This is a genomic window from Adhaeribacter pallidiroseus, assembly GCF_003340495.1.
GTDB classification, from domain to species: Bacteria; Bacteroidota; Bacteroidia; order Cytophagales; family Hymenobacteraceae; genus Adhaeribacter; species Adhaeribacter pallidiroseus.
The window spans coordinates 84,392-103,146 of the sequence record NZ_QASA01000002.1; the positions used below are offsets into that span (position 1 = coordinate 84,392).

Sequence of the window (18,755 nt, forward strand, 5' to 3'; positions counted from 1 at the left end):
GTAAAAGCTCTAGAAGAGTTAAAAGAATGCCAATAGAAAGTGTTTACATAGAAAATTTTAAATCCATTCGTGATAGTGAGAGAATATCAATTAAGCCGATTAATATTTTAATTGGGCCTAACGGAGTGGGGAAAAGTAATTTCATCAGTTTTTTTAAATTACTTAACAGCATTTACCAACAAAGACTTCGTAAATATGTAGCAGATAATGGGTATGAAGATCGTATTTTATATTTTGGCCGTAAAGTATCTGAATATCTAGCAGGGGGCATTGTTTTTAAACCAAATGATAATAATGTTAATAACCGATATGATTTTAAGTTAGTACCACAAGCTCAAGACAGCGGATTCTATTTTGAGGAAGAAACAGCTGGTTATAATGTCTTCGCTTATCATTACGGTGAAAAATGGCATTACATGGATTTAGATACTATTGGTAAACCTGAAAGCAACTTAAAAGACCACGGGGCAGATCGCAGTTTTTACCTAAGTAATTATTTTGAGGACTTTAAAGTATTTCACTTTCACGATACGAGTGCAAATTCCTCTTTGAAGCAAGTAGCAAAAACGCAGGATTACGCTTATTTGCGAGAAGATGGCAGTAACTTAGCTGCCTATCTGTTTAAAATCAAAGATACTCATCCCAAACATTTTAGAATGATTGAGCACACCATTCGTTCAGTGGCGCCGTTTTTTGATCGGTTTAATTTAAAGCCTGATGCTAAAAACGAAAACGTAATTTTCTTAAACTGGTTAGAAAAAGGGTCCGACGAATATTTTAATGCACATAATCTATCTGATGGTACTCTGCGCTTTATTGCTTTAACTACTTTATTACTACAACCAGATATTCCAAAAACCATTATAATAGACGAGCCAGAATTAGGATTGCACCCTTTTGCCATTCAGAAACTAGCCGCTATGATAAAAAGTGCTTCTTCTAAATCACAAATAATCGTTTCTACTCAATCGGTAAACCTGGTAGATGAATTCTCTGCTGATGATATTATTGTAGTAGACCGAAGGGACAACCAAACAGTATTTACCCGTCAGTCGGAGGAAAGTCTTCGTGAATGGCTTAAGGATTACACCTTAGGGGAGCTTTGGGAGAAGAATGTATTGGGAGGTCGGCCCAGATGAGAGGACTATACATTTTAGCCGAAGGACCTACCGAAGAAGAGTTTATCAATGAAGTGCTCAGTCATTATTTTTATGATAAAGGCATATATGATGTAAGGGCAATTTTAATGAGCACTAGCCCTGGTTTTAAAGGAGGAGATGTTACTTACCAACGTTATAAGCTAAATGCCGAAAACCTATTAAAACGGGAACAAGATATAATTGTAACTTCTTTAATTGATTATTTCCGATTACGAACAGATTTTCCGGAATATGCTCAAGCCCAAACTATAATTGACAAATATAAACGAGTTGATTTTTTGGAAAATGCTGTAGCTAACGATATTAATAGCCACCGTTTTTTGCCTTATATTCAATTGCATGAGTTTGAAGGATTATTATTTTCCCATACGGCTGGGTTTGATTATTTGCCTGATTTATCGGACGCAAACAAGCAACAATTGTACAGCGCTGTACAGGAACATGATAATCCGGAAATGTTGAACGATGGAGCTGAAACAGCCCCATCTAAACGATTGGAAAAACTTATCCCAGGGTACAAGAAGACCTTACACGGTCCAGTTATCGCTACTGAAATATCACTTTCCATTATTATGCAACGCTGTATTCGGTTTAATAACTGGATTCAGGCTTTAACCCAAAGAATGCAGCAAAATTAATGAAACTATCCAATTTAGTGAATACTTACAGATTGATCCTAATAAAATGGGGGTCTGGTACTTCAACCTGCTATGGGTGAACCCCAATTAAAGTATTTCATATTATTCTGATTCAGAAATAGTTTTGATAAAGCTTCAAAACATAATGCCAATAAAAGCACTTAGACCAAGATATCAGGAAGGGTACTTAGTTGGCAAATATCCTTTTAGACCTATAAAGACCCAAGGGGACGACTTGGCAAACCGAATGGTAGCAAAATTTTTTGTTGATAATTCTGATGGAAAATTTTGGGATACATTTTTTCTACCTATGCCGAATGAAGTTATATATCCAGAAAATGATGAAGTTGGAGTGGAACTGAACAAGATTAAACTAGAGTTCAATAAAAAATACCACTGTTAGCAAGAGGTTCATTTTACATTATAAATTAAGCTACCGTTCACAGAAAAAATTAAGAAATGGATAATTACGAAAATCCAAAGGAAGGTAAAACCTATATAAGTCCTAGTTTAAAGAGTTTTGGCAATTTAAATAGGAAAATACGAATTGCTTCGAAGGTGATTAACTCACCCGATACGTATGCTTTTGGTATAATAAAAGATGAAGTTGTGCTTAGACATGGAATAAATGCACAATCCTATATAAGTGCAAAATTCATTGAAGATGACAGAAGAATTTTTGTTTTGAATATTCAAGGCTATTCAGTTGGAACGGACAAACCGCGTAATGCAAGTTTTGCTTTTATCGGAGATGAAATAAATAAACTTTTTGAATTTTTAAAGAATATTCAACATGTAAAGCTTGCAGATAGTAAGCCAATCAATATAAGTGATGAAGAGCTTAAAAAATTGATAATTTCAGATAATCAAGCTAGAAGCTTATTACATGATAATCAAGAAATTTTTACTCAAATAATAAGGTCAGAAATTACGAAAGAAGATATTGTTGCAATAGGATATCGTAAAAAGCAACTTGGAAATTACCAAAATTTATTATCAGATAGAATTTTTTTTGAAAATGCAAAGACCAAAAACAATTTAACGGATGAATCTCTTTGGCAAAAATTCTTTGAGAAGAATCAATGGGTTTTTGGATATGGGTTAGGTTATATATTCTTGTCGAGTCTTGATGATAAGAAATTAGAACAAGTTGTTCAAGGCCATAATGTTAATAATTATGGAAAACGTGTCGATGCTTTAATGAAGACAAATGGTATTATATCAAATTTATGTTTTGTTGAAATTAAAACAAATACTACACCTTTACTTGATAACAAACCTTATCGTTCAGGCTGTTGGGCTCCTTCAAGAGAATTAGCTGGAGCCGTAGCTCAAATTTAAGGTACTGTTGCTTCAGCAATAAAGTCTTTATCAGAAAAAATAATTACTGAAGATCAGGAAGGAAATCCAACTGGAGAAGAAGTTTTTAATTATCAACCAAAATCATATCTAGTAATAGGGAATTTAAGCGAATTTTCAAGCGAACATGGTATAAACAAAGACAAATATCGTTCTTTTGAACTATATAGAAAGAATACTACAAATCCAGAAATAATAACTTTTGATGAGCTTTACGAAAGAGCAAAGTTTATTGTACACAATAACGAAAACTAAGGATGTAAATAGAGATAAATTAAGTAAGAAATTAAAATCTTATATTTTTATCAGCGATTTTGCAGTTGAAACAAAAATATTGATCAATTATTTGTATAATAATTAATATAATATGCTTTCTATTTAACATAATACTAGTTATTAGGACAATGACTGCGTAATGAAATCAATATTAATGGCAAGTTTATATTTCTTATTAATAACCATATTGTCTAATAACCAGCTTGCCTGGATTGTTGCTGCTTTTTTTATAACAGATGTTCTCGGTAAAATTGCAGCAATCAAATATTTAATAAACTACAATACAATAAGCTTCAAAAAGCTGTTTCAGCATATATTGAAACAGCTTTTTTGAAATTAGCTAATTAACTGTAAAAGCATAAACATTACCTTGCTCTCCTACTGGACCATCCGACCACTTTTCCATTAAAGCAACACTTGCCTGATGATCATTTTGTAAGCTGATGCTAAAAGTAGCCCGGTCGCAACGATCTTTCCCTTTTATCGCACGACTATCGCTGTATGCATTACTCAACAAAAAAGCATAATTACCTTTCTTCTTCGGTACAATGGCAATCTTCATTTCGTATTTACCATTCGTTTCCACGTACCTAACTCCTTCAGCTGCTTCCGGAACGGGTATATTTGTGGAATTAAATGCTTCGCCCTTCATAGCTATAAAGTCAAAGTCATACACATACCACTTACGTTCTTTATTGGGCAAGTATTCTACAATGGTAATAGCACTGCCAATAGTTGCTGCATTTGTATAATCTACAGGAGCTTGACTACCAATGGGAGTTAGGGTACTAGGAAATTCGGATACTAAATAAATAGTATCACCTACTTGCACTTTATCTTTATCTGGCGTAAAAGCTGCAGTCACCCCGAAGCTGTACTTGGGGTTTGGATTCAAACAACCGGGATCAGGGCAGCCGCTTAGCATTACGCTTAAGCAAATAAAGCCAATTAGATGAATGAATTTATGTCTCTTATTGATAACCATATTGTCTAAATAAATCTCTAACTTGGGTTGCTTGATTATTACTGTTTTCGGATAAAAGCCGTTCCCGGTATAATTGCGGCGATCTTATCTCCGAATCAATGGCATTTATTAATTGTAGATTGGTATATAAAGAAACCTGATCATTAACTGTAATTTCACCTGGTGTATTGTCGATTAAATCCTGAAAAAGTCCTCTTGGAATCCATTTGAAAGGATCATCAGGTAAAAGTGGATTAAACGCTTCTAATGCGGCTATATGCGGCCTTATAGTACCATTAGAGCAAGTACTGGTTTGATAGTCTTGCACCCGTACACAAGAGCTGTTAGTACCGTATCTCGCATCAGCTAGAAATTGTCCATAGTGGCTGGCCCATCCTTCATTTAAAGCAATAATTGGCGAACTACTCGTGTTTCCCCGGCCATAAGGGTTAGGTGAGGAAGAAACAGTAGCGCTAATAATTTCATTAATCGTAGCATCAACGGCGGCGGTGTACCAGAGATTACCAGCTTGGGTATACAGAGCCGTGTGCGATAATTCATGAAAAATTGTTTCTACCACTAAATCGGAGTTAATCTTAGTATAATCGCTTACGTTATAATTGTACACTACATCTATCTGCCGTTTTAAGTAGCCAACCATCGTGTTAAATCCACCCGCAACAGGATTGACAGCGGAAGCAATAAAGTTATTGACAAAAGCGGTTTCTAAACCATCCCAAAATCTAATACCAAATAGAGGCGCAGCACCCGTTCCACCTAAAGATCCCCAGTTGCTGATTAAAATTCGTAAACCGGCTGGCGGCGCACTAGTTCCCTGCGCAATAATTAAAGATCGGTATTGTTGTACGGCATTGTGCGTAGTAGCGGCTACCCAATCCCGGGTTTGTAAAGAATTAACATCATTATTTCTAACGAACGTATAAGCCGGTATGTTATTAATCTGGCTGCCCGAAAACTTACCAAGCACTTTCTTTACTGAGGAAATTACTTGCCAAAAACGGACACCGCGGATGCTCCGGATACTGGCGTTTTCGTTTTTAAACTTGAGAATTACTTTAACTTTATTCCGGAATTTTGCAGTAGAAGTAAAATTACCGGTGCTATTAGTATACATGCGCTCTATCTTGAACCACCTCTTAGCCACTACCCGCAATTTTTGTAGTCCCTGCACTCCTAATTGCGTATCCTGCACATTAATTTTACCGATGGTCGAAACAGCGGGTGATGGCGGAGTAACCGGAGCCGATACGCATTTCTTTAATACATCATCCCAGACGTAACCAGTAGGGCAACCATCCGGCACACACTTATTTAGATCGTAGTCAAAATGGTAACCTGGGTTACAATCAGGTATCCGTTGGGTTATCGCGGCTGCGTTGCCGGCTAAATCATCGCCATCAGCGTTTAAACCAGCTAGCCGTTCGGCTTCAACTTCTACGGCTATGTCAGTAGGGATATGCACCGAAGCTAAGGTTTGATACGTGATTCCGGCTGGAAAAGTAAAATTGGTGGGCACTACTGCATATTGCCAAGTTATTTGGTCGCTAGGCACAGCCGGGTCCTGATAATAATCACCTTCGGTTATTACCTGATAATCCAATGGTTCATCAAATAAATCTAAATCCAGAGTTTCTTCGAGGGTAATTAATTGCTCTTTAGTAGTAGGCTTAAACCGAACGTACAAATTAGTAGCGGCCAACGTGGTCCAAGTGCCGCCTTTTACGTTGGTATACGCCCGGCGCATATTAGCTAGTAGATAAGGATTGGGTAACTGGCTACCTAAAACAGTGGGTTGTTCAGTATTGGGGTTAATAACATTAGCGCTGGTAGTAGTTTTCACTTCCGGTTGCCAACCTTTTTCCGGTTGGAGGCTACAGGCATTTAAGAATAACAACCCCAAAGCTAGTAAGCTGGAAAAAGCATAATTTTTCCAGTTACCATGCCATAAGGCCTGGCAAAAAAATAGATTTTTTCATGAAACCAATAAGTATAAGTGGATGATTATTTGCCTTAAATATAAAACAATATCGTTAATAAACAATATAAATAAAAGGTTATATTTATTAATATTTATATATTTGTTTGGGTAAGAACCTTTTTTATGTTAGAAGCAAAATTCATTGCATTTCTTAATTTTAGGCTGTCAATGAAACTTTTGTGAAATAGTCCAACGCTTATTTTGAAGTACTGCTAAATATTTTATTGAGCGCACCTTGCTGGGTACTTTTTTCAAAACGTGTCTATATATTTTCATCAGAGATAATAATTACTATCTCCAGTATGCATCTCAAAACACAGCAGGGTTTTTATTTTAAGAGATGCTTTTTTAAGATGGCTATAAACCAGAAAAGACCTAATGATACCAAGCTTATTCTAGTATCATTATTCCGTCCTTTTGCGAGATGAACTTGGTCAGCTCATTTTCGGATTAGATATCCTATATTACTTATATCAACCGCTATTCAAAATTTAGTTTAAGTTAGCTAAAAGTAAATTCACATTTTGCGGAGACTTCACAGAACCAAGTAAATACGTTTATGCCTATATTTACTAAATTTGATTTAACTGGTTTTTAAATTATTATAAATATTCCTCTTCATTCCTTTGTTTGTTCCATGATATTATTTGACGATGGATCTTTTCTTCTGGATTATGATTCGGCTTCGGATACGATATTTGTCACGTTACCTGATATGCGAATGCATAAATTAAGTGAAGCCGAAGAATGTTTTAGGATTATGGTAAATTATGTCAACGATTACCAGGTGCAAAACATACTCTTGGATTCTAGCCGGGCAATGGTGGAAGTAGAAGATACGCAGTACAATCACCTTATTTACCGCGTGTCCCTCCAACTCAAGCAAACGCATTTAAAAAAAGTAGCGCGCTTGGTGAGTTCTATCCCAAAACTAGAAGCCATGGCGCACTGGATACAAGCTCAAGTCTTAACTACCCCACCATCCAGTTATTTGATTAAAACTTTACCAGCAAAGAAGCTGCTTTGGAGTGGTTAACAGGCACCTCCTCACGTTCTCAATTATAATGGCTTCTGTAATTAATGATAAATTTCGTTGGGTCGTTTGCCATGGTAGAATCTTCATACATGGGGGTTACAGATTATATAAGCGACAACGAGCAGGTGAAAGCTAGTTGAAATTTGTTGAGAAGTGAACAAAACTGATCCGATTAGAAAATAAAGCCAGTAGCTAGCTCTTTGATTGCCTATGGAAGATGGTGGCTTGTATCCATTCAATCTATTAAACGCATCTCTAAAATCAAACAGGCACATTAATTTAAAGAATGGCTTTATGGAATGTTTTCATCAACTCCAAAGCTTCCCTGTTTTTTGTGCATTCTTCTGCTTATTACCCCGTTTTCTAATGGATCAGGTGAACTTTAGGTTTACTGGACAATTATTGAAACATTAAACAAGCAAGTTTTCCCTTTTACTAATCATAATATCAACTAAAACAAGCAAATACAGTATAGAATAAATTTGCTAATTTGGGGTAATAAATGCCCTAGTGGCACTTCTTATCTTAACGAATTTCTTTAGATACTACTTTTCCTATTTGATGTCTGCTTTTTCTTCAGCTACTAGCCATGATGCTATTTTTAACGCCTTGCCTGTGCCTTCTTGCTGCTCTCTGCCGAGTTATTAATTGAAGCCGTTAGTGATGATTTTTTAGTTGTGTCGTTTTCTGACCGGGAGCAATTAATCGGTCATTCTATTTGGGAGGTATTCCCGGATAATCCCCAGCTAGCGGGGGTGAAAGGAACGGCTAATTTGCGAGCCTTATTGGAAAAAGTATTAAGAACGGGTAAACGTCAACAAATACTTCAACAGCGATATGATGTAGCAGATCCTCTGCATACCGGGAAGTTCTTAGAACGCTATTGGCGGTTGGATAGCCGGCCTGTAGTAGATGAACAGGGTCGGGTTACCCAGATTATCCATTCGGTTACGGATATAACCGAACAAGTACTGGCTGAAACACGAGTGCAGCAGAGCCTAACTCGGGAACAAGCCGCCTACGCCGAAGCCAATCTGCAAAAACGGCAACTACACAGTATCTTGATGCAGGCACCCGCTCTGATCTGTATTTTTCAAGGACCAAACCACGTTTTTAAACTGGTTAATCCACCTTATCAGCAGTTAGTGGGAAAACGACCTTTATTAGGTAAATCCATTGCACAAGCCATGCCGGAACTAGCCGGCCAGCCCATCTTTGGTTTATTAGACAAAGTGTATCGCACCGGAGAGAGCTTTTATGCGCACGAAATGTTGGTGCAACTAGACCATGAGAACTCCGGCAACGAACTAGGGCACAATTATTATAACTTTATCTACCAGGCCACGCGCAATTTAGCCGGCCAAGTAGATGGTATTATGGTGTTTGCCTATGAAGTAACTCTTCAGGTAAAAGCCCGCCAGCAGCTAGAGGTGAGCAGTAAACAAATCCGAGAACTCAATGAAGAGCTTCAAGCAATAAACGAGGAATTACAGGCTAGCAATGAAGAATTAATAAGTACAAACCTAGAGTTACAGCAAGCTCAACAAGCCTTGCAAGAACTTAATAAATCCTTAGAATCGCTTGTTGCGGCTCGTACAGAAGCCTTGCAGCAGGCTTTACGGGAAACCCAACAACAACGGGAACAATTACGCGAGCAGCAAGATCAACTCCAGCAAATTTAGGGCAGGTGCCTGCTTCTATTGCTACTTTAGTGGGTTTGGAGCATCGCTATAATTTCTTCAATGATTCTTACCAAGCCCTTTCGGGTAATCGCACAAATTTAGGAAGGACTGTGGCGGAAGTGTTTCCGGAAGTAGTGGAACAAGGCTTTATTGCTTTGTTAGACCAGGTGTATGCCACTGTATTCCTTTTCGAGGAACGGAAACGCCGGCCCAGCTTTATGACCAAGCAACGGGTAAACCCGAGCTACTTTACGTCGATTTTATCTACCAACCCCTAAAAAATGAGTTTGGGCAAATACAAGGGGTTCTGGCCTTTGTCGTAGACGTTACGGAGAAGGTATTAGCCCGGCAACGCGCGGAAGCTTTACAAATCGAATTACTGGCTACCGCCCAAAGAATGGTTCAGGAACGCGAAACGTTTTACCAAGTATTTGCGAGCACGCCCGCCGCTATTAGCATTAATCGCGGCCCGGAACACCGGTTTGAATACTTTAACGCCGCCTTTCAACAAATTTTCACCGGCGGCCGTTACTCGGATTACCCATCGCCCAAGCTTTACCCGAAGCAGCGCCCGGCGGCTTCGTGGCGCTTTTGGATCAGGTCTACCAAACAGGTGAAACTTACTTGGTCATGAGTTACCCCTACTGGTAGATCAGCCGGACGGAAAACCCGCGGTAGAAAGTATTTTACTTTTACCTACCAGGCTTACCGCGAAAACAACCAGATTGCGGGGATTTCTACTTTTGCTTACGACGTTACCGAGCAAGTACAAGCCCGACGCAGCAGCAAGTGCAGCAAAAACAGCTGCAAGCCCTTTTGAACAAGCTCCCGTGGCGGTAGCCATTTTCCGGGGTGTGGAATACGTGGTTGAAGTTGCCAATACCCGGGTAGCGGCCTTGTGGGCCGGACTCCGGAGCAGGTATTAGGCAAAGCTATATTTGAAGCGTTGCCGGAAGTGCGCGACCAAGGTTTTCGAGAATTACTCGATCAAGTAATGCACACCGGAGAGCCTTTTGTAGCTAATGAAGTAGCCGCCTTATTCCAGCGTAATGATCAATTGGAAACGGTGTATCTCAACTTTGTTATCAACCTTTACATGATGATCAAGGGCGGGTGATGAGCGTAGCGGCCGTTGCTACGGACGTCAGTGAGCAGGTAAAAGCCCGTCAAGCCAGTGAAGCCAGTGCCCGACAGCTCCGCTTATTACGGATGCTTTACCGGTACTCATTGGCTACTTGGATCTGGATGAGAAATACCGGTTTGCCAATCGGGCTTACGAGAATTGGTTCAACCGTAAAGCAGCAGATCTATTAGGTCAACCCATCCGCGAGATAGCGGGGGAAAAAGCTTATCCTAACATCAAGGATATATCGACCGGGCTTTAGCCGGCGAACGCGTAGATTTTGAAGCTACCATGCCGTTCCGGGAAGACTTTACGAAACACATTCGTACCAGTTATATCCCGGATCGTCAGAATGGGAAGTAATCGGTTTTTACACTTTGGTACAAGATATTACCGATCAGGTGGAAGCTCGGGAAGCTATTGAGAAAAGTGAACAACAAGCAACGGCTCTAGCAAATAGTTTATTGAAGGCTAATGAGCAACTCCGGCGCGTGAACGTGGACCTGGATAATTTCATCTACACTGCTTCGCACGACTTAAAAGCCCTATTCTCAACATTGAAGGTTTGATAGAGGCCCTGCAGGATCAGCTTTCTCCCGCTAGTCTGCAAGAAGAAGACGTGCAGTACACGCTGCATTTAATCTTAGATTCGGTGCAGCGTTTTAAACGCACGATTGAACATTTAACCGAAATCACCAAACTGCAAAAAGAAAATAGCCGCGAAGCCACCCCCATCGACTTAACCGCCTTGATCCAGGAAGTGCGGTTAGACTTGGCTACTAAAATACAAGCTTCGCAAGCGCAAATAGAAGTCGATGTAACTCACTGCCCCACGATCCGGTTTTCGCCAAGAACTTACGCAGCATTATTTATAACCTACTGTCTAACGCTATTAAATACCACTCCTCTTTACGTGCCCCGTTAATTCGTATCCATTGTGCCGAAACGGAAGAATACCAAATACTTTCGGTGCAGGATAATGGCTTAGGCCTGGATCTTTCCGGTAGTACCAAGCTTTTTACCATGTTTAAGCGATTGCATAATCACGTGGAAGGAACCGGTATTGGCTTGTACATGGTCAAGAAGATCATGGAGAATGCCGGTGGGAAAATTGAAGTGGAAAGCATTCTCCATCAAGGATCCACGTTCCGGGCTTATTTTAAACGAGACCAACCAGCCAGCTAGTAAAGCTGCTTATTAATACTATAAAGATTAATAGAAACTATAAAGATTAATAGAAAAATAGAACATGCCTAAAATTACTTGCGCCTTGCTGGTGGATGATGACACTACTGCTAACTTTCTGAACAAACGTTTGTTTCAAAAGTTAGACGTAGCTGAAAAGCTATTGGTGGCACTGAATGGCTTAGAAGCCTTGCAACTTCTTCAGGCCAACTGCCCCGGACCGGAATGTCCCCAGCTCATTTTATTGGATATTAATATGCCCGTGATGGATGGCTTTGAGTTTCTGAAGGCCTACGAGCAACTAGAACTGGCGCAGCGCCAATCCGTGGTGATTATCATGCTTACTACTTCTTTAAACCCAATGATGTTGAAAAAGTAGAACGCGCCCAGATTACAGGATTATTGAATAAGCCTTTAACGGAAGCCGCTTTAAGAAGAATTTTGGACGAGCACTTTGAAGATTAAAAAGCTTCTTAAGTAAATATAATAAGCCCCAGGTTAAGCTCTTTTCTTATAAGTACAATCCCTTTAAGTTATTGTACATTATTAGAATCCAATAAAACGACCTCCATTTAATATGAAAAAACTTAATAAAATTTTATTAGTGGATGATGATCCCACTCAATTTATATCAATGAAAACATTTTAAAGAGAATGGAGATTAAGCACGAAGTAACTGTGCTTACCAACGGGAAATTAGCTTTTGACTATCTGATAACTAATTGCAGTTCTAACTCAAATAATTGTCCGGCTTTTGTGATTTTGGATCATCATATGTCCGTCATGGATGGGATGGAGTTGATGGAAGCCTTAAATAAGATAGATCTTCTAAGGAATAATAATGTCGTCTTTTTGCTTTTAGCCATTAACACAACTCCCCAGCAGATAGAAATATTCAAAGACTTAGGCGTTCAGGAATTCACTTCCAAGCCTTTGTCGAAGCAAACAAAACAATTCGCAAAGCCAGGTGTCTGAGATTAGGTGCGTTTTGGAGTTCCTCTAAGAACTTAATTTCGTCACGGTGGTAACTCTGAATATCTAAAAAAATTACAGTAGGGCATTGCTCCTGGGAACAATCCGTTCGCACTAGGTTTAAAGCATCCTGACCATTTTGAGCCATCTGCACCTGAACTTCCTTGGTAATGCCCTTAATAGCTAAGTGGGCTAAGAAAAGCCGTGTGATCGGCATCGATCACGAGAACTTTTTTGGGCAATAACATCGGGTTTAAAGTTTCTTATTCTAGTAAATCAAAACCGGCGATGGTTAGTTCCTATGTCGCAACATATCTTTGCTGAGTAATTATCAAACCAAAAAAAGGCTTTCGACTTACTTCTTATAGTGCGAGAAACTTCTTGTTTTTATGCCATTCCCGTTGGCTAAAAAGTCAGTATACGGAGTTTGCCTAGACGACCCTTTATTTACCCGAACCTATTTTGCTAGCGCCTCCCAACATGAAGATAAACCACGATGCCCTTTTAATTGCAAATTTTCAAGCGACTACCACCCAATTCGGCCAACTCTATTTTTCCTATAACCTAGCCGAAGACCAGTTTTCTTACATCAGTCCCGCTTTTTGGGAGCTCTGTCAAGAATCACCCGAGCGGTTTCTGGTAGAGCCTGATTTACTCTTGCCTTTGATCTATCCGGAAGATAAGACCTATATGGCTCAGGAATACCAAAAGTTAAGACAATTGCGCACCCCAGTACAATTAGAATTCCGCATTATTGCTCCCAATCAAACCATTAAGTGGCTCAGCCTAAACGCGCACATCGTCCAACACGAAGAACAAGATTATATCAGCGGCTGGGCTTATGATACCACGAGTAGCAAAGCCAATATTACTACGTTGCAGAAATTTAACGCCAAGAAGGACTCGACTCTAGAAATACTTTCCCACGATCTAGCCAGCCCCTTTGCTAATATTCAAGGCCTAGTACGGGCCTTAGAGGATCAAATTAAAGCCGGGAATCTGGACGTGGATCAAATTATGAGTATGCTAAAAGCCGACGCCAAACGGGGATCTGATTTAATCCGGGACTTTGTTAATAACGAATTTTTAGAATCCTCCCAAATCAACCTCAACAAGGAACGGGTTGATATTGCCCGGGCCATTGCCGACATGATGAACAACTATAAAACGGGAACTACTTTAATCCCCAAAAACTTCGCGTTTATTCCTTCTCAGATACCCATTTTCATGCAGGTGGATGAACTCAAGTTCATGCAGGTATTAAACAATCTTATTTCCAACGCTATTAAGTTTACACCCGATAAGGGCACCATTTCCCTTGTTTTAGAAGACCGGGATCCTTACATTCTCATTACGGTGGCCGATAACGGTATTGGCATACCGGAGTCCTTGCAAGCTACCTTATTCGATAAGTTCACCAAGGCTCGCCGACCGGGACTTCGGGAGAAAAAAGCGTGGGCTTAGGTATGTCCATCATCAAGAATATCGTGGAACTCCATCAGGGAAGGATTTGGTTTGAAAGCCAGGAAAATCAAGGCTCTACCTTCTTTATCGAGGTACCAAAGAATAAGAACAAAAAGGGAATTGTTACTTTAATTATTTTCCTGCAGCCAAGCTAAAGCGGAGTCTACATCCAGAAAGAAGTCCAGGTGAAAAAGCTTCTTGCTGGGGAAAGGATTCCCTGTATTGTCATGCAGGGTTTTTGGTCGGTCATGATTAAGGTCTCAGGTTGTAAGACAATCGCCATCCGTTGCAACTTACCTCCTTTTAGCAAAGGCCGCATTTTAGCGTACATCCAGTGTTGATCCGCCTGGTGCAGGTACAATACTTGCCGGGAATCCGTTAACCAGTACAAGGTTCTGTATTCTAAAGCCAACAGGATGGCCTGATGATAACCCATTCGGTATTCAGGACTACTAGGTTGCTGTTTCCAATCCAGGCGTAGTAAAGATAAATCCAGCTCCAGGTAAATGGTAAGAACTTCATTTTCGTACAAGCGGCGGGTAGTAGACGTATACATTATCGGCGAGAATTTGGCTAATACTAAGAGAGTGGCTTAAAATATCAAAAAAGAAACGAGCCGAGCAATCAAGTGGATTGCTACGGTTGGCTTACTACGTCATACAATAATTAACTCACCTCATAATGCCATGGCTTTCTTTTATTATCTAAACAGGCCACAATAACAGCATAGTTTTAGCAACCGTAAAGTATCATTGTAGAAAAAACAACGTTGTTACAAATACGGATTACTTAAACCGGAAGAAAGGACAGCAGGAGCATGGAGTTAAGAAGAACCAAACAAGCAATCTACGAGTATTTAATTACTCCTTCCCGCTGTTTTTAAAGCAGGTAGTAGAAGTTACCGAAACCAAGACCTATATTTTGGTACGCAATACCCGGGAAATGAAAAAAAGAGCGATACCGGATGCCGTTATTCTGCAATTGGAAGATCGCCTCCAGCACTTAGGCTCATTTACCTGTCGCGGTGAAGCCTATGATGGGGTCACTTATTTACTAATCGAAAAATGATCCCAACATTAAATCTACTCCTGCCTCTAAATTCTAGGACCAGCGAATCGGTTGCAAGAAAAGCTGTTCTTTCTTAAAAGTAAACCGCGTATCTAAATTGATTTGGCCATTCCGGTCTAACGCATAACATCCCAATTCTTGATGCTCCGCTGCCGCTTTGAAAGGCGGGTATTTAGCGGTTTCGTACACGTATATACTTTATCCGTATCCCGGTGGCGCACAATACTATATTGGTTTAAATCAATGTTAGCTAAACTCATAATAACCGTTGTAAAGTAACTGCTTTCTTTTAGCAAACTAGCTCTAGTCTAATTTCCCGCTCTTCTTGCATTAGATTAAAATAACCCCTGTATTAGCTATTGAGTTAGCTCAACTTTCTTACCACCCTTTAGCTGCTCGAAATCTTACAGCTTAAACCTAAAAAGAAGTGAACTTGTATATTTCGCTTAGTTGGAAGTATAAACTTTCAGCCATCAGGACCTTAACTTAAACTACATTAATTTTCGCAGAAGTTGCAAAGCAGACCGAGCCCTGGTTTTCACCGTACCCAAAGGAATCGCCAGTTCTTGAGCAATCTCACTTTGCGTATACCCTTCAAAATACATCAAATCAATAACAATCCGCTGGGATGGAGCTAACTGATCCACTAGTTTCCGCAGCCCCATATGTTCCGGCTGGAAACCAGGGTACCCACTGGCCAGTGGCTTGTTTCTATTTTTTGGGTTCTTAAATCTTCTAAATAACTCCGGGAACGAATTTTATCAATGGCTAAATGCCGGGCAATGTTAATTAGCCAAGTAAACAATTTGCCCCTGGCTGGATCATACTGACCAAAAGATTGCCAAATCTTCAGGAAACACTCCTGCAGAATCTCTTCTGCCAATGCTTCCCCTTTCACGATCCGGAGAATAACGCCGTACAGCGCAGGCGCATACGCCTCATATAAATTCCTCCAGGCAGATTCCTCTTGCGCCGGAGTGCTCGAACAAGTTGGTGTTCCGTCCTTTCTTTTATTGCAACTGCAGTAGTGTAATGGTCTTTTTCGAGATCAGGTAGCACGATTAGGGAATCTGGTAGCAAGGAATGTACAGTTAAAGCATTTTATAGCAAACAATTTAAATGATTTGAGCACGCTAACAACCAGTTAGACCATAAACAAAAGGAGTTGCGGATAGGCAACGTAGTGAAAAAAGTTTTTCTTTCCAGCCAAGAAAAGCAAACAACTTACCCGTTTTTATACGTACGTACTTCCTAAATAAAAGTCGCTTCTAACTTATAAAAAGATGAACCAAAAACAGACGCTTAAACTGCAAACTTCCTTTGTCCGATACCGTATTTTGTTGCTTAGTATAGGTCTATTTGTTGCGGGTTGTAATTCCCCGCAGAAGGAAACCACGGCTAATGCAGCCAGCACGACAGCTGATTCGGTAGCTAACGCCACGGATAGTCTGGCCAGCACTGGTGCGTTAACGCCCAAAGGACCGAAACCGACCTGGGCGCCCGAAATAACGGCTCCGATGCAAGTAGTGCTGGAGAAATTAGCTAGTTATAAAGCCCCGCCACTGCCTACCTTGTCCGCCCCACAGCCCGGCAGCAGCCGAGTCCCACGACGGCGGTAATGGACGTGATGCAAGAAAATAATATCCCGTGCCGCCGGCGCAGGTCGATACTACGGGTAAAAGCATCCCGGTAGCGGGAGGTTCGATCCACGCCCGGGTGTATACACCCCAAACGGGGCCGGGACCTTTCCCGGTGATTGTCTATTACCACGGGGGAGGCTGGGTCATTGCCAACTTAGATACCTACAACGCTTCCGCTCAAGGATTGGCCGAGCAGGCCGGGGCAGTAGTAATATCGGTAGCTTACCGGCAGGGGCCCGAACATAAATTCCCCACAGCCCACAATGATTCTTATGCGGCATATGAGTGGGTACTTAGAAATGCGACTTCCCTCAAAGGGGATCCCAAGCGGGTGGCCCTGGTAGGCGAAAGTGCCGGGGCAATTTAGCCGCGGCGTGAGTATGATGGCCAAGCAAAAGGGGCCATGGTTCCCATTTATCAAGTGCTCGTTTATCCAATCGCTGGCTACGATACCAATACCAAGTCCTATCAGCAATATGCCAGCGCTAAACCCTTAGATAAGCCTATGATGGAATGGTTTTTTAAACAATATCTTCGTAGTGCCGCAGATGGCAACAATCCTCTGATTACTCTAGCTAAAGCACCGGACCTAAAAAGTATACCTCCTACCACCATTATCAATGCGCAGCTGGATCCTTTACTAACGAAGGCGAAATGTTAGCCGAGAAGTTAAAAGCAGCGGGGGTTGCGGTGAATCAAAAGACGTATAACGGTGTAACGCACGAGTTTTTCGGTATGGCTACCGTCTTACCGGAAGCTAAAGAAGCGCAGGCTTTAGCCGTGGCAGATCTCAAGAAAGCTTTTAGTAAATAAAGACGGAATTTTGTTTTTTTAAAAGAGATTGACTCTACCAGTCAATCTCTTTTGCGTTTTAGAAAGATCCGGTCAAAATCTATCCTGCTTATATTTAATTGGGCTCATTGTGGAGAAGCAAAGATAAAAATCAACGGGTGGAGATTGGTAAATACCAGCAGCAATCCAATCGTACCATTTCATACCAATTGTGATGTTGTTTAAAGCAAATTTGAAAGCATTACTATTGTAGCTAAATTAAAAATATATAAACTCTAATTTATAATAATTATCTGTAGCCTGTTCAGCAAAATTGGCTTATAACCACTTTTATCCTATGTTTGCTTTGATGCTTATATTGGGATAAAAGAGAAGAAAGGAAGGAGTAAGATTCGCAATTTTATTAGGTCTTAAGAACCTGTTTTACATGATAATCCCCTTCCTTTTTTATGGTACTTTGAACAGTTCCATGAAGCCTAAAGAGCTTGCAAGAGGATAGAGAAAGCTACCATTACTCTTCTTCTTTTTAGTCTACCTTTGGTTAACACTTTAAGCTATGATTCTATTCGCCAAAAAGTAATTGGTATTGATGTAAGTAAAGATACCTTAACGGTATGCTTCTCCCTAGTGGATAAGCTTCAGCACCTGGAAGTAGGTAATAATAAAGCTGGTTTTGTTTTCAAAAGCTGGTGAAACAGTGTGGTATCGAGAGTCTTTATGTGATGGAAGCGACCGGAATTTATTACTTGCAGCTAGCTTACTTCTTATATGAACACGGCACGCAAGTAGGGGTAGTGAACCCGGTTGTTATTAAGCGTTACATCCAAATGCACTTGGGCAAAGGAAAAAGTGACAAGAAGGATGCGCAATGGATCAAGCGCTATGGGGAACAGAACCAGGTAGCTTCCTGGCAACCGGAAGAGCCAGTGATCGTGAATGTCGGCAGCTAGAACAGGTTACCGAGCAGCTCATCCGGCAAAGAACCATGGTCATCAACTCCCTGGCGGCTCTAGAGCGGCAACGATAGTTAGCGCATTAGCCGTAAAAAGCTGAAGCAAACTTTAAAAATGCTCGATAAGCAAGTGAAGCAAATCCAAGAAAAGCTACTAGCCACTCTGGAGGATACTTTTAAAAAGGAGATCCATTACTTTCTTCTATTCCAGGGATTGGTAAAAAAACAGCCGGCATGTTGCTTTTATTTGCTGGCAGCTTTCAGAAAATGGATAATTACCGCCAGTTGATTGTTAAAGCTGGCCTCTCTCCCGGGAATATACTTCGGGCACGAGCATCCGAGGAAAGACGCGCATTACTAAAATGGGTGGCAGCTTAATTCGAAGCAAATTATATGTTTGCAGCTTCTCGGCAAAGAAATCCAATGCAGCTTGCAAGGCCCTTTA

The 18,755-nt window shown here is 40.5% G+C and carries 28 protein-coding genes and 3 pseudogenes; 25 read left to right on the top strand and 6 right to left on the bottom strand.

Annotated features, from left to right (window positions below; translation table 11 throughout):
- Window positions 1–26 precede the first annotated feature (26 nt).
- From AHMF7616_RS25580 to AHMF7616_RS25595, 4 genes and pseudogenes are all read left to right on the top strand, one after another.
- Entirely contained in the window at window positions 27–1,139 is a 1,113-nt protein-coding gene (locus AHMF7616_RS25580) for an AAA family ATPase (RefSeq protein ID WP_115375780.1), read from the top strand.
- Window positions 1,136–1,798 carry a DUF4276 family protein gene (locus AHMF7616_RS25585; protein WP_115375781.1) on the top strand — a complete coding sequence of 221 codons (663 nt, stop codon included), beginning with the start codon at window positions 1,136–1,138 and terminating at the stop codon, window positions 1,796–1,798. The genes AHMF7616_RS25580 and AHMF7616_RS25585 overlap by 4 nt, the downstream gene beginning before the upstream one ends.
- Before the next feature lie 145 nt (window positions 1,799–1,943).
- The gene (locus AHMF7616_RS25590) at window positions 1,944–2,201 is read left to right on the top strand and encodes a hypothetical protein (RefSeq protein ID WP_115375782.1); all 258 of its coding nucleotides are present in this window, start codon (window positions 1,944–1,946) and stop codon (window positions 2,199–2,201) included.
- Between the two features lie 56 nt (window positions 2,202–2,257).
- A pseudogene (locus AHMF7616_RS25595) lies at window positions 2,258–3,412 on the top strand (Shedu immune nuclease family protein).
- Window positions 3,413–3,773: 361 nt separating this feature from the next.
- On the opposite strand, the gene AHMF7616_RS25605 reads toward AHMF7616_RS25595, so the two are convergent.
- Together AHMF7616_RS25605 and AHMF7616_RS25610 are read right to left on the bottom strand one after the other, a co-directional pair.
- Entirely contained in the window at window positions 3,774–4,298 is a 525-nt protein-coding gene (locus tag AHMF7616_RS25605) for a hypothetical protein (RefSeq protein WP_147275793.1), read from the bottom strand.
- A 106-nt stretch (window positions 4,299–4,404) separates the two neighbouring features.
- The gene (locus tag AHMF7616_RS25610) at window positions 4,405–6,258 is read right to left on the bottom strand and encodes a hypothetical protein (RefSeq protein WP_158546264.1); all 1,854 of its coding nucleotides are present in this window, start codon (window positions 6,256–6,258) and stop codon (window positions 4,405–4,407) included.
- Between the two features lie 775 nt (window positions 6,259–7,033).
- Here AHMF7616_RS25610 and AHMF7616_RS25615 point away from each other — a divergent pair.
- The 14 genes from AHMF7616_RS25615 (at window position 7,034) to AHMF7616_RS27995 (ending at window position 14,013) form a co-directional block, all read left to right on the top strand.
- Complete coding sequence (locus AHMF7616_RS25615) at window positions 7,034–7,432, top strand: hypothetical protein (RefSeq protein ID WP_115375849.1); 399 nt, start codon at window positions 7,034–7,036, stop codon at window positions 7,430–7,432.
- 623 nt (window positions 7,433–8,055) lie between these two features.
- Entirely contained in the window at window positions 8,056–9,114 is a 1,059-nt protein-coding gene (locus AHMF7616_RS25620; RefSeq protein WP_115375850.1) for a PAS domain-containing protein, read from the top strand.
- A 5-nt stretch (window positions 9,115–9,119) separates the two neighbouring features.
- Window positions 9,120–9,392, top strand: a complete 273-nt coding sequence (locus AHMF7616_RS25625) for a hypothetical protein (protein WP_115375851.1) — start codon at window positions 9,120–9,122, stop codon at window positions 9,390–9,392.
- A 119-nt stretch (window positions 9,393–9,511) separates the two neighbouring features.
- Window positions 9,512–9,748, top strand: a complete 237-nt coding sequence (locus AHMF7616_RS25630; protein ID WP_115375852.1) for a hypothetical protein — start codon at window positions 9,512–9,514, stop codon at window positions 9,746–9,748.
- A 109-nt stretch (window positions 9,749–9,857) separates the two neighbouring features.
- Window positions 9,858–10,040: a hypothetical protein gene (locus AHMF7616_RS26260; RefSeq protein WP_147275799.1), complete on the top strand. Its 183-nt coding sequence runs from the start codon at window positions 9,858–9,860 to the stop codon at window positions 10,038–10,040.
- Window positions 10,013–10,231: a PAS domain-containing protein gene (locus tag AHMF7616_RS25640; RefSeq protein ID WP_115375854.1), complete on the top strand. Its 219-nt coding sequence runs from the start codon at window positions 10,013–10,015 to the stop codon at window positions 10,229–10,231. Before AHMF7616_RS26260 ends, AHMF7616_RS25640 begins: the two co-directional genes overlap by 28 nt.
- Window positions 10,232–10,349: 118 nt before the next feature.
- Entirely contained in the window at window positions 10,350–10,499 is a 150-nt protein-coding gene (locus AHMF7616_RS27990) for a PAS domain-containing protein (RefSeq protein ID WP_158546265.1), read from the top strand.
- A 115-nt stretch (window positions 10,500–10,614) separates the two neighbouring features.
- Complete coding sequence (locus AHMF7616_RS25650; RefSeq protein ID WP_115375856.1) at window positions 10,615–10,806, top strand: hypothetical protein; 192 nt, start codon at window positions 10,615–10,617, stop codon at window positions 10,804–10,806.
- A complete protein-coding gene (locus tag AHMF7616_RS25655; RefSeq protein WP_115375857.1) occupies window positions 10,803–11,162 on the top strand; it encodes a hypothetical protein in 360 nt (119 codons plus the stop codon). The genes AHMF7616_RS25650 and AHMF7616_RS25655 overlap by 4 nt, the downstream gene beginning before the upstream one ends.
- Window positions 11,129–11,422: a sensor histidine kinase gene (locus tag AHMF7616_RS25660; protein ID WP_233507807.1), complete on the top strand. Its 294-nt coding sequence runs from the start codon at window positions 11,129–11,131 to the stop codon at window positions 11,420–11,422. The genes AHMF7616_RS25655 and AHMF7616_RS25660 overlap by 34 nt, the downstream gene beginning before the upstream one ends.
- A 64-nt stretch (window positions 11,423–11,486) precedes the next feature.
- The gene (locus AHMF7616_RS25665; protein WP_199474468.1) at window positions 11,487–11,801 is read left to right on the top strand and encodes a response regulator; all 315 of its coding nucleotides are present in this window, start codon (window positions 11,487–11,489) and stop codon (window positions 11,799–11,801) included.
- A 275-nt stretch (window positions 11,802–12,076) separates the two neighbouring features.
- Complete coding sequence (locus AHMF7616_RS25670; RefSeq protein ID WP_115375859.1) at window positions 12,077–12,397, top strand: response regulator; 321 nt, start codon at window positions 12,077–12,079, stop codon at window positions 12,395–12,397.
- A 477-nt stretch (window positions 12,398–12,874) separates the two neighbouring features.
- The gene (locus AHMF7616_RS25675; protein ID WP_115375860.1) at window positions 12,875–13,858 is read left to right on the top strand and encodes a PAS domain-containing sensor histidine kinase; all 984 of its coding nucleotides are present in this window, start codon (window positions 12,875–12,877) and stop codon (window positions 13,856–13,858) included.
- 2 nt (window positions 13,859–13,860) lie between these two features.
- Complete coding sequence (locus AHMF7616_RS27995) at window positions 13,861–14,013, top strand: ATP-binding protein (protein ID WP_115375861.1); 153 nt, start codon at window positions 13,861–13,863, stop codon at window positions 14,011–14,013.
- 8 nt (window positions 14,014–14,021) lie between these two features.
- Here the strand turns inward: AHMF7616_RS27995 and AHMF7616_RS25685 are convergent, their stop codons facing one another.
- Window positions 14,022–14,414, bottom strand: coding sequence for a hypothetical protein (locus AHMF7616_RS25685; protein ID WP_115375862.1), 393 nt, complete (start codon window positions 14,412–14,414; stop codon window positions 14,022–14,024).
- A gap of 386 nt (window positions 14,415–14,800) precedes the next feature.
- On the opposite strand from AHMF7616_RS25685, the gene AHMF7616_RS27625 reads away from it, so the two are divergent.
- The gene (locus AHMF7616_RS27625; RefSeq protein WP_262511754.1) at window positions 14,801–14,926 is read left to right on the top strand and encodes a hypothetical protein; all 126 of its coding nucleotides are present in this window, start codon (window positions 14,801–14,803) and stop codon (window positions 14,924–14,926) included.
- A 116-nt stretch (window positions 14,927–15,042) separates the two neighbouring features.
- Here the strand turns inward: AHMF7616_RS27625 and AHMF7616_RS26600 are convergent, their stop codons facing one another.
- The 3 genes from AHMF7616_RS26600 to AHMF7616_RS27360 form a co-directional block, all read right to left on the bottom strand.
- Complete coding sequence (locus AHMF7616_RS26600) at window positions 15,043–15,186, bottom strand: hypothetical protein (protein WP_158546266.1); 144 nt, start codon at window positions 15,184–15,186, stop codon at window positions 15,043–15,045.
- A 231-nt stretch (window positions 15,187–15,417) separates the two neighbouring features.
- Window positions 15,418–15,591, bottom strand: coding sequence for a sigma-70 family RNA polymerase sigma factor (locus tag AHMF7616_RS27355; protein ID WP_317047648.1), 174 nt, complete (start codon window positions 15,589–15,591; stop codon window positions 15,418–15,420).
- Window positions 15,573–15,824: an RNA polymerase sigma factor gene (locus AHMF7616_RS27360; protein ID WP_233507804.1), complete on the bottom strand. Its 252-nt coding sequence runs from the start codon at window positions 15,822–15,824 to the stop codon at window positions 15,573–15,575. The genes AHMF7616_RS27355 and AHMF7616_RS27360 overlap by 19 nt, the downstream gene beginning before the upstream one ends.
- A gap of 385 nt (window positions 15,825–16,209) precedes the next feature.
- Between AHMF7616_RS27360 and AHMF7616_RS27365 the strand changes: the two genes are divergently transcribed.
- The 6 genes and pseudogenes from AHMF7616_RS27365 to AHMF7616_RS28000 all read left to right on the top strand — a co-directional run.
- Window positions 16,210–16,545, top strand: coding sequence for a hypothetical protein (locus AHMF7616_RS27365; RefSeq protein ID WP_233507805.1), 336 nt, complete (start codon window positions 16,210–16,212; stop codon window positions 16,543–16,545).
- Between the two features lie 133 nt (window positions 16,546–16,678).
- Window positions 16,679–17,227 (top strand): annotated as a pseudogene (locus AHMF7616_RS27370) (alpha/beta hydrolase).
- On the top strand, window positions 17,221–17,379 hold the full coding sequence (locus tag AHMF7616_RS27885) for an alpha/beta hydrolase family protein (protein WP_317047649.1): 159 nt from the start codon (window positions 17,221–17,223) through the stop codon (window positions 17,377–17,379). The pseudogene AHMF7616_RS27370 and the gene AHMF7616_RS27885 overlap by 7 nt, the downstream one beginning before the upstream one ends.
- A gap of 516 nt (window positions 17,380–17,895) precedes the next feature.
- Window positions 17,896–18,051: a hypothetical protein gene (locus AHMF7616_RS26605; protein ID WP_158546267.1), complete on the top strand. Its 156-nt coding sequence runs from the start codon at window positions 17,896–17,898 to the stop codon at window positions 18,049–18,051.
- Window positions 18,052–18,077: 26 nt separating this feature from the next.
- On the top strand, window positions 18,078–18,308 hold the full coding sequence (locus tag AHMF7616_RS25700) for an IS110 family transposase (RefSeq protein ID WP_262511758.1): 231 nt from the start codon (window positions 18,078–18,080) through the stop codon (window positions 18,306–18,308).
- A gap of 206 nt (window positions 18,309–18,514) precedes the next feature.
- A pseudogene (locus AHMF7616_RS28000) lies at window positions 18,515–18,755 on the top strand (transposase); the annotation flags it as partial.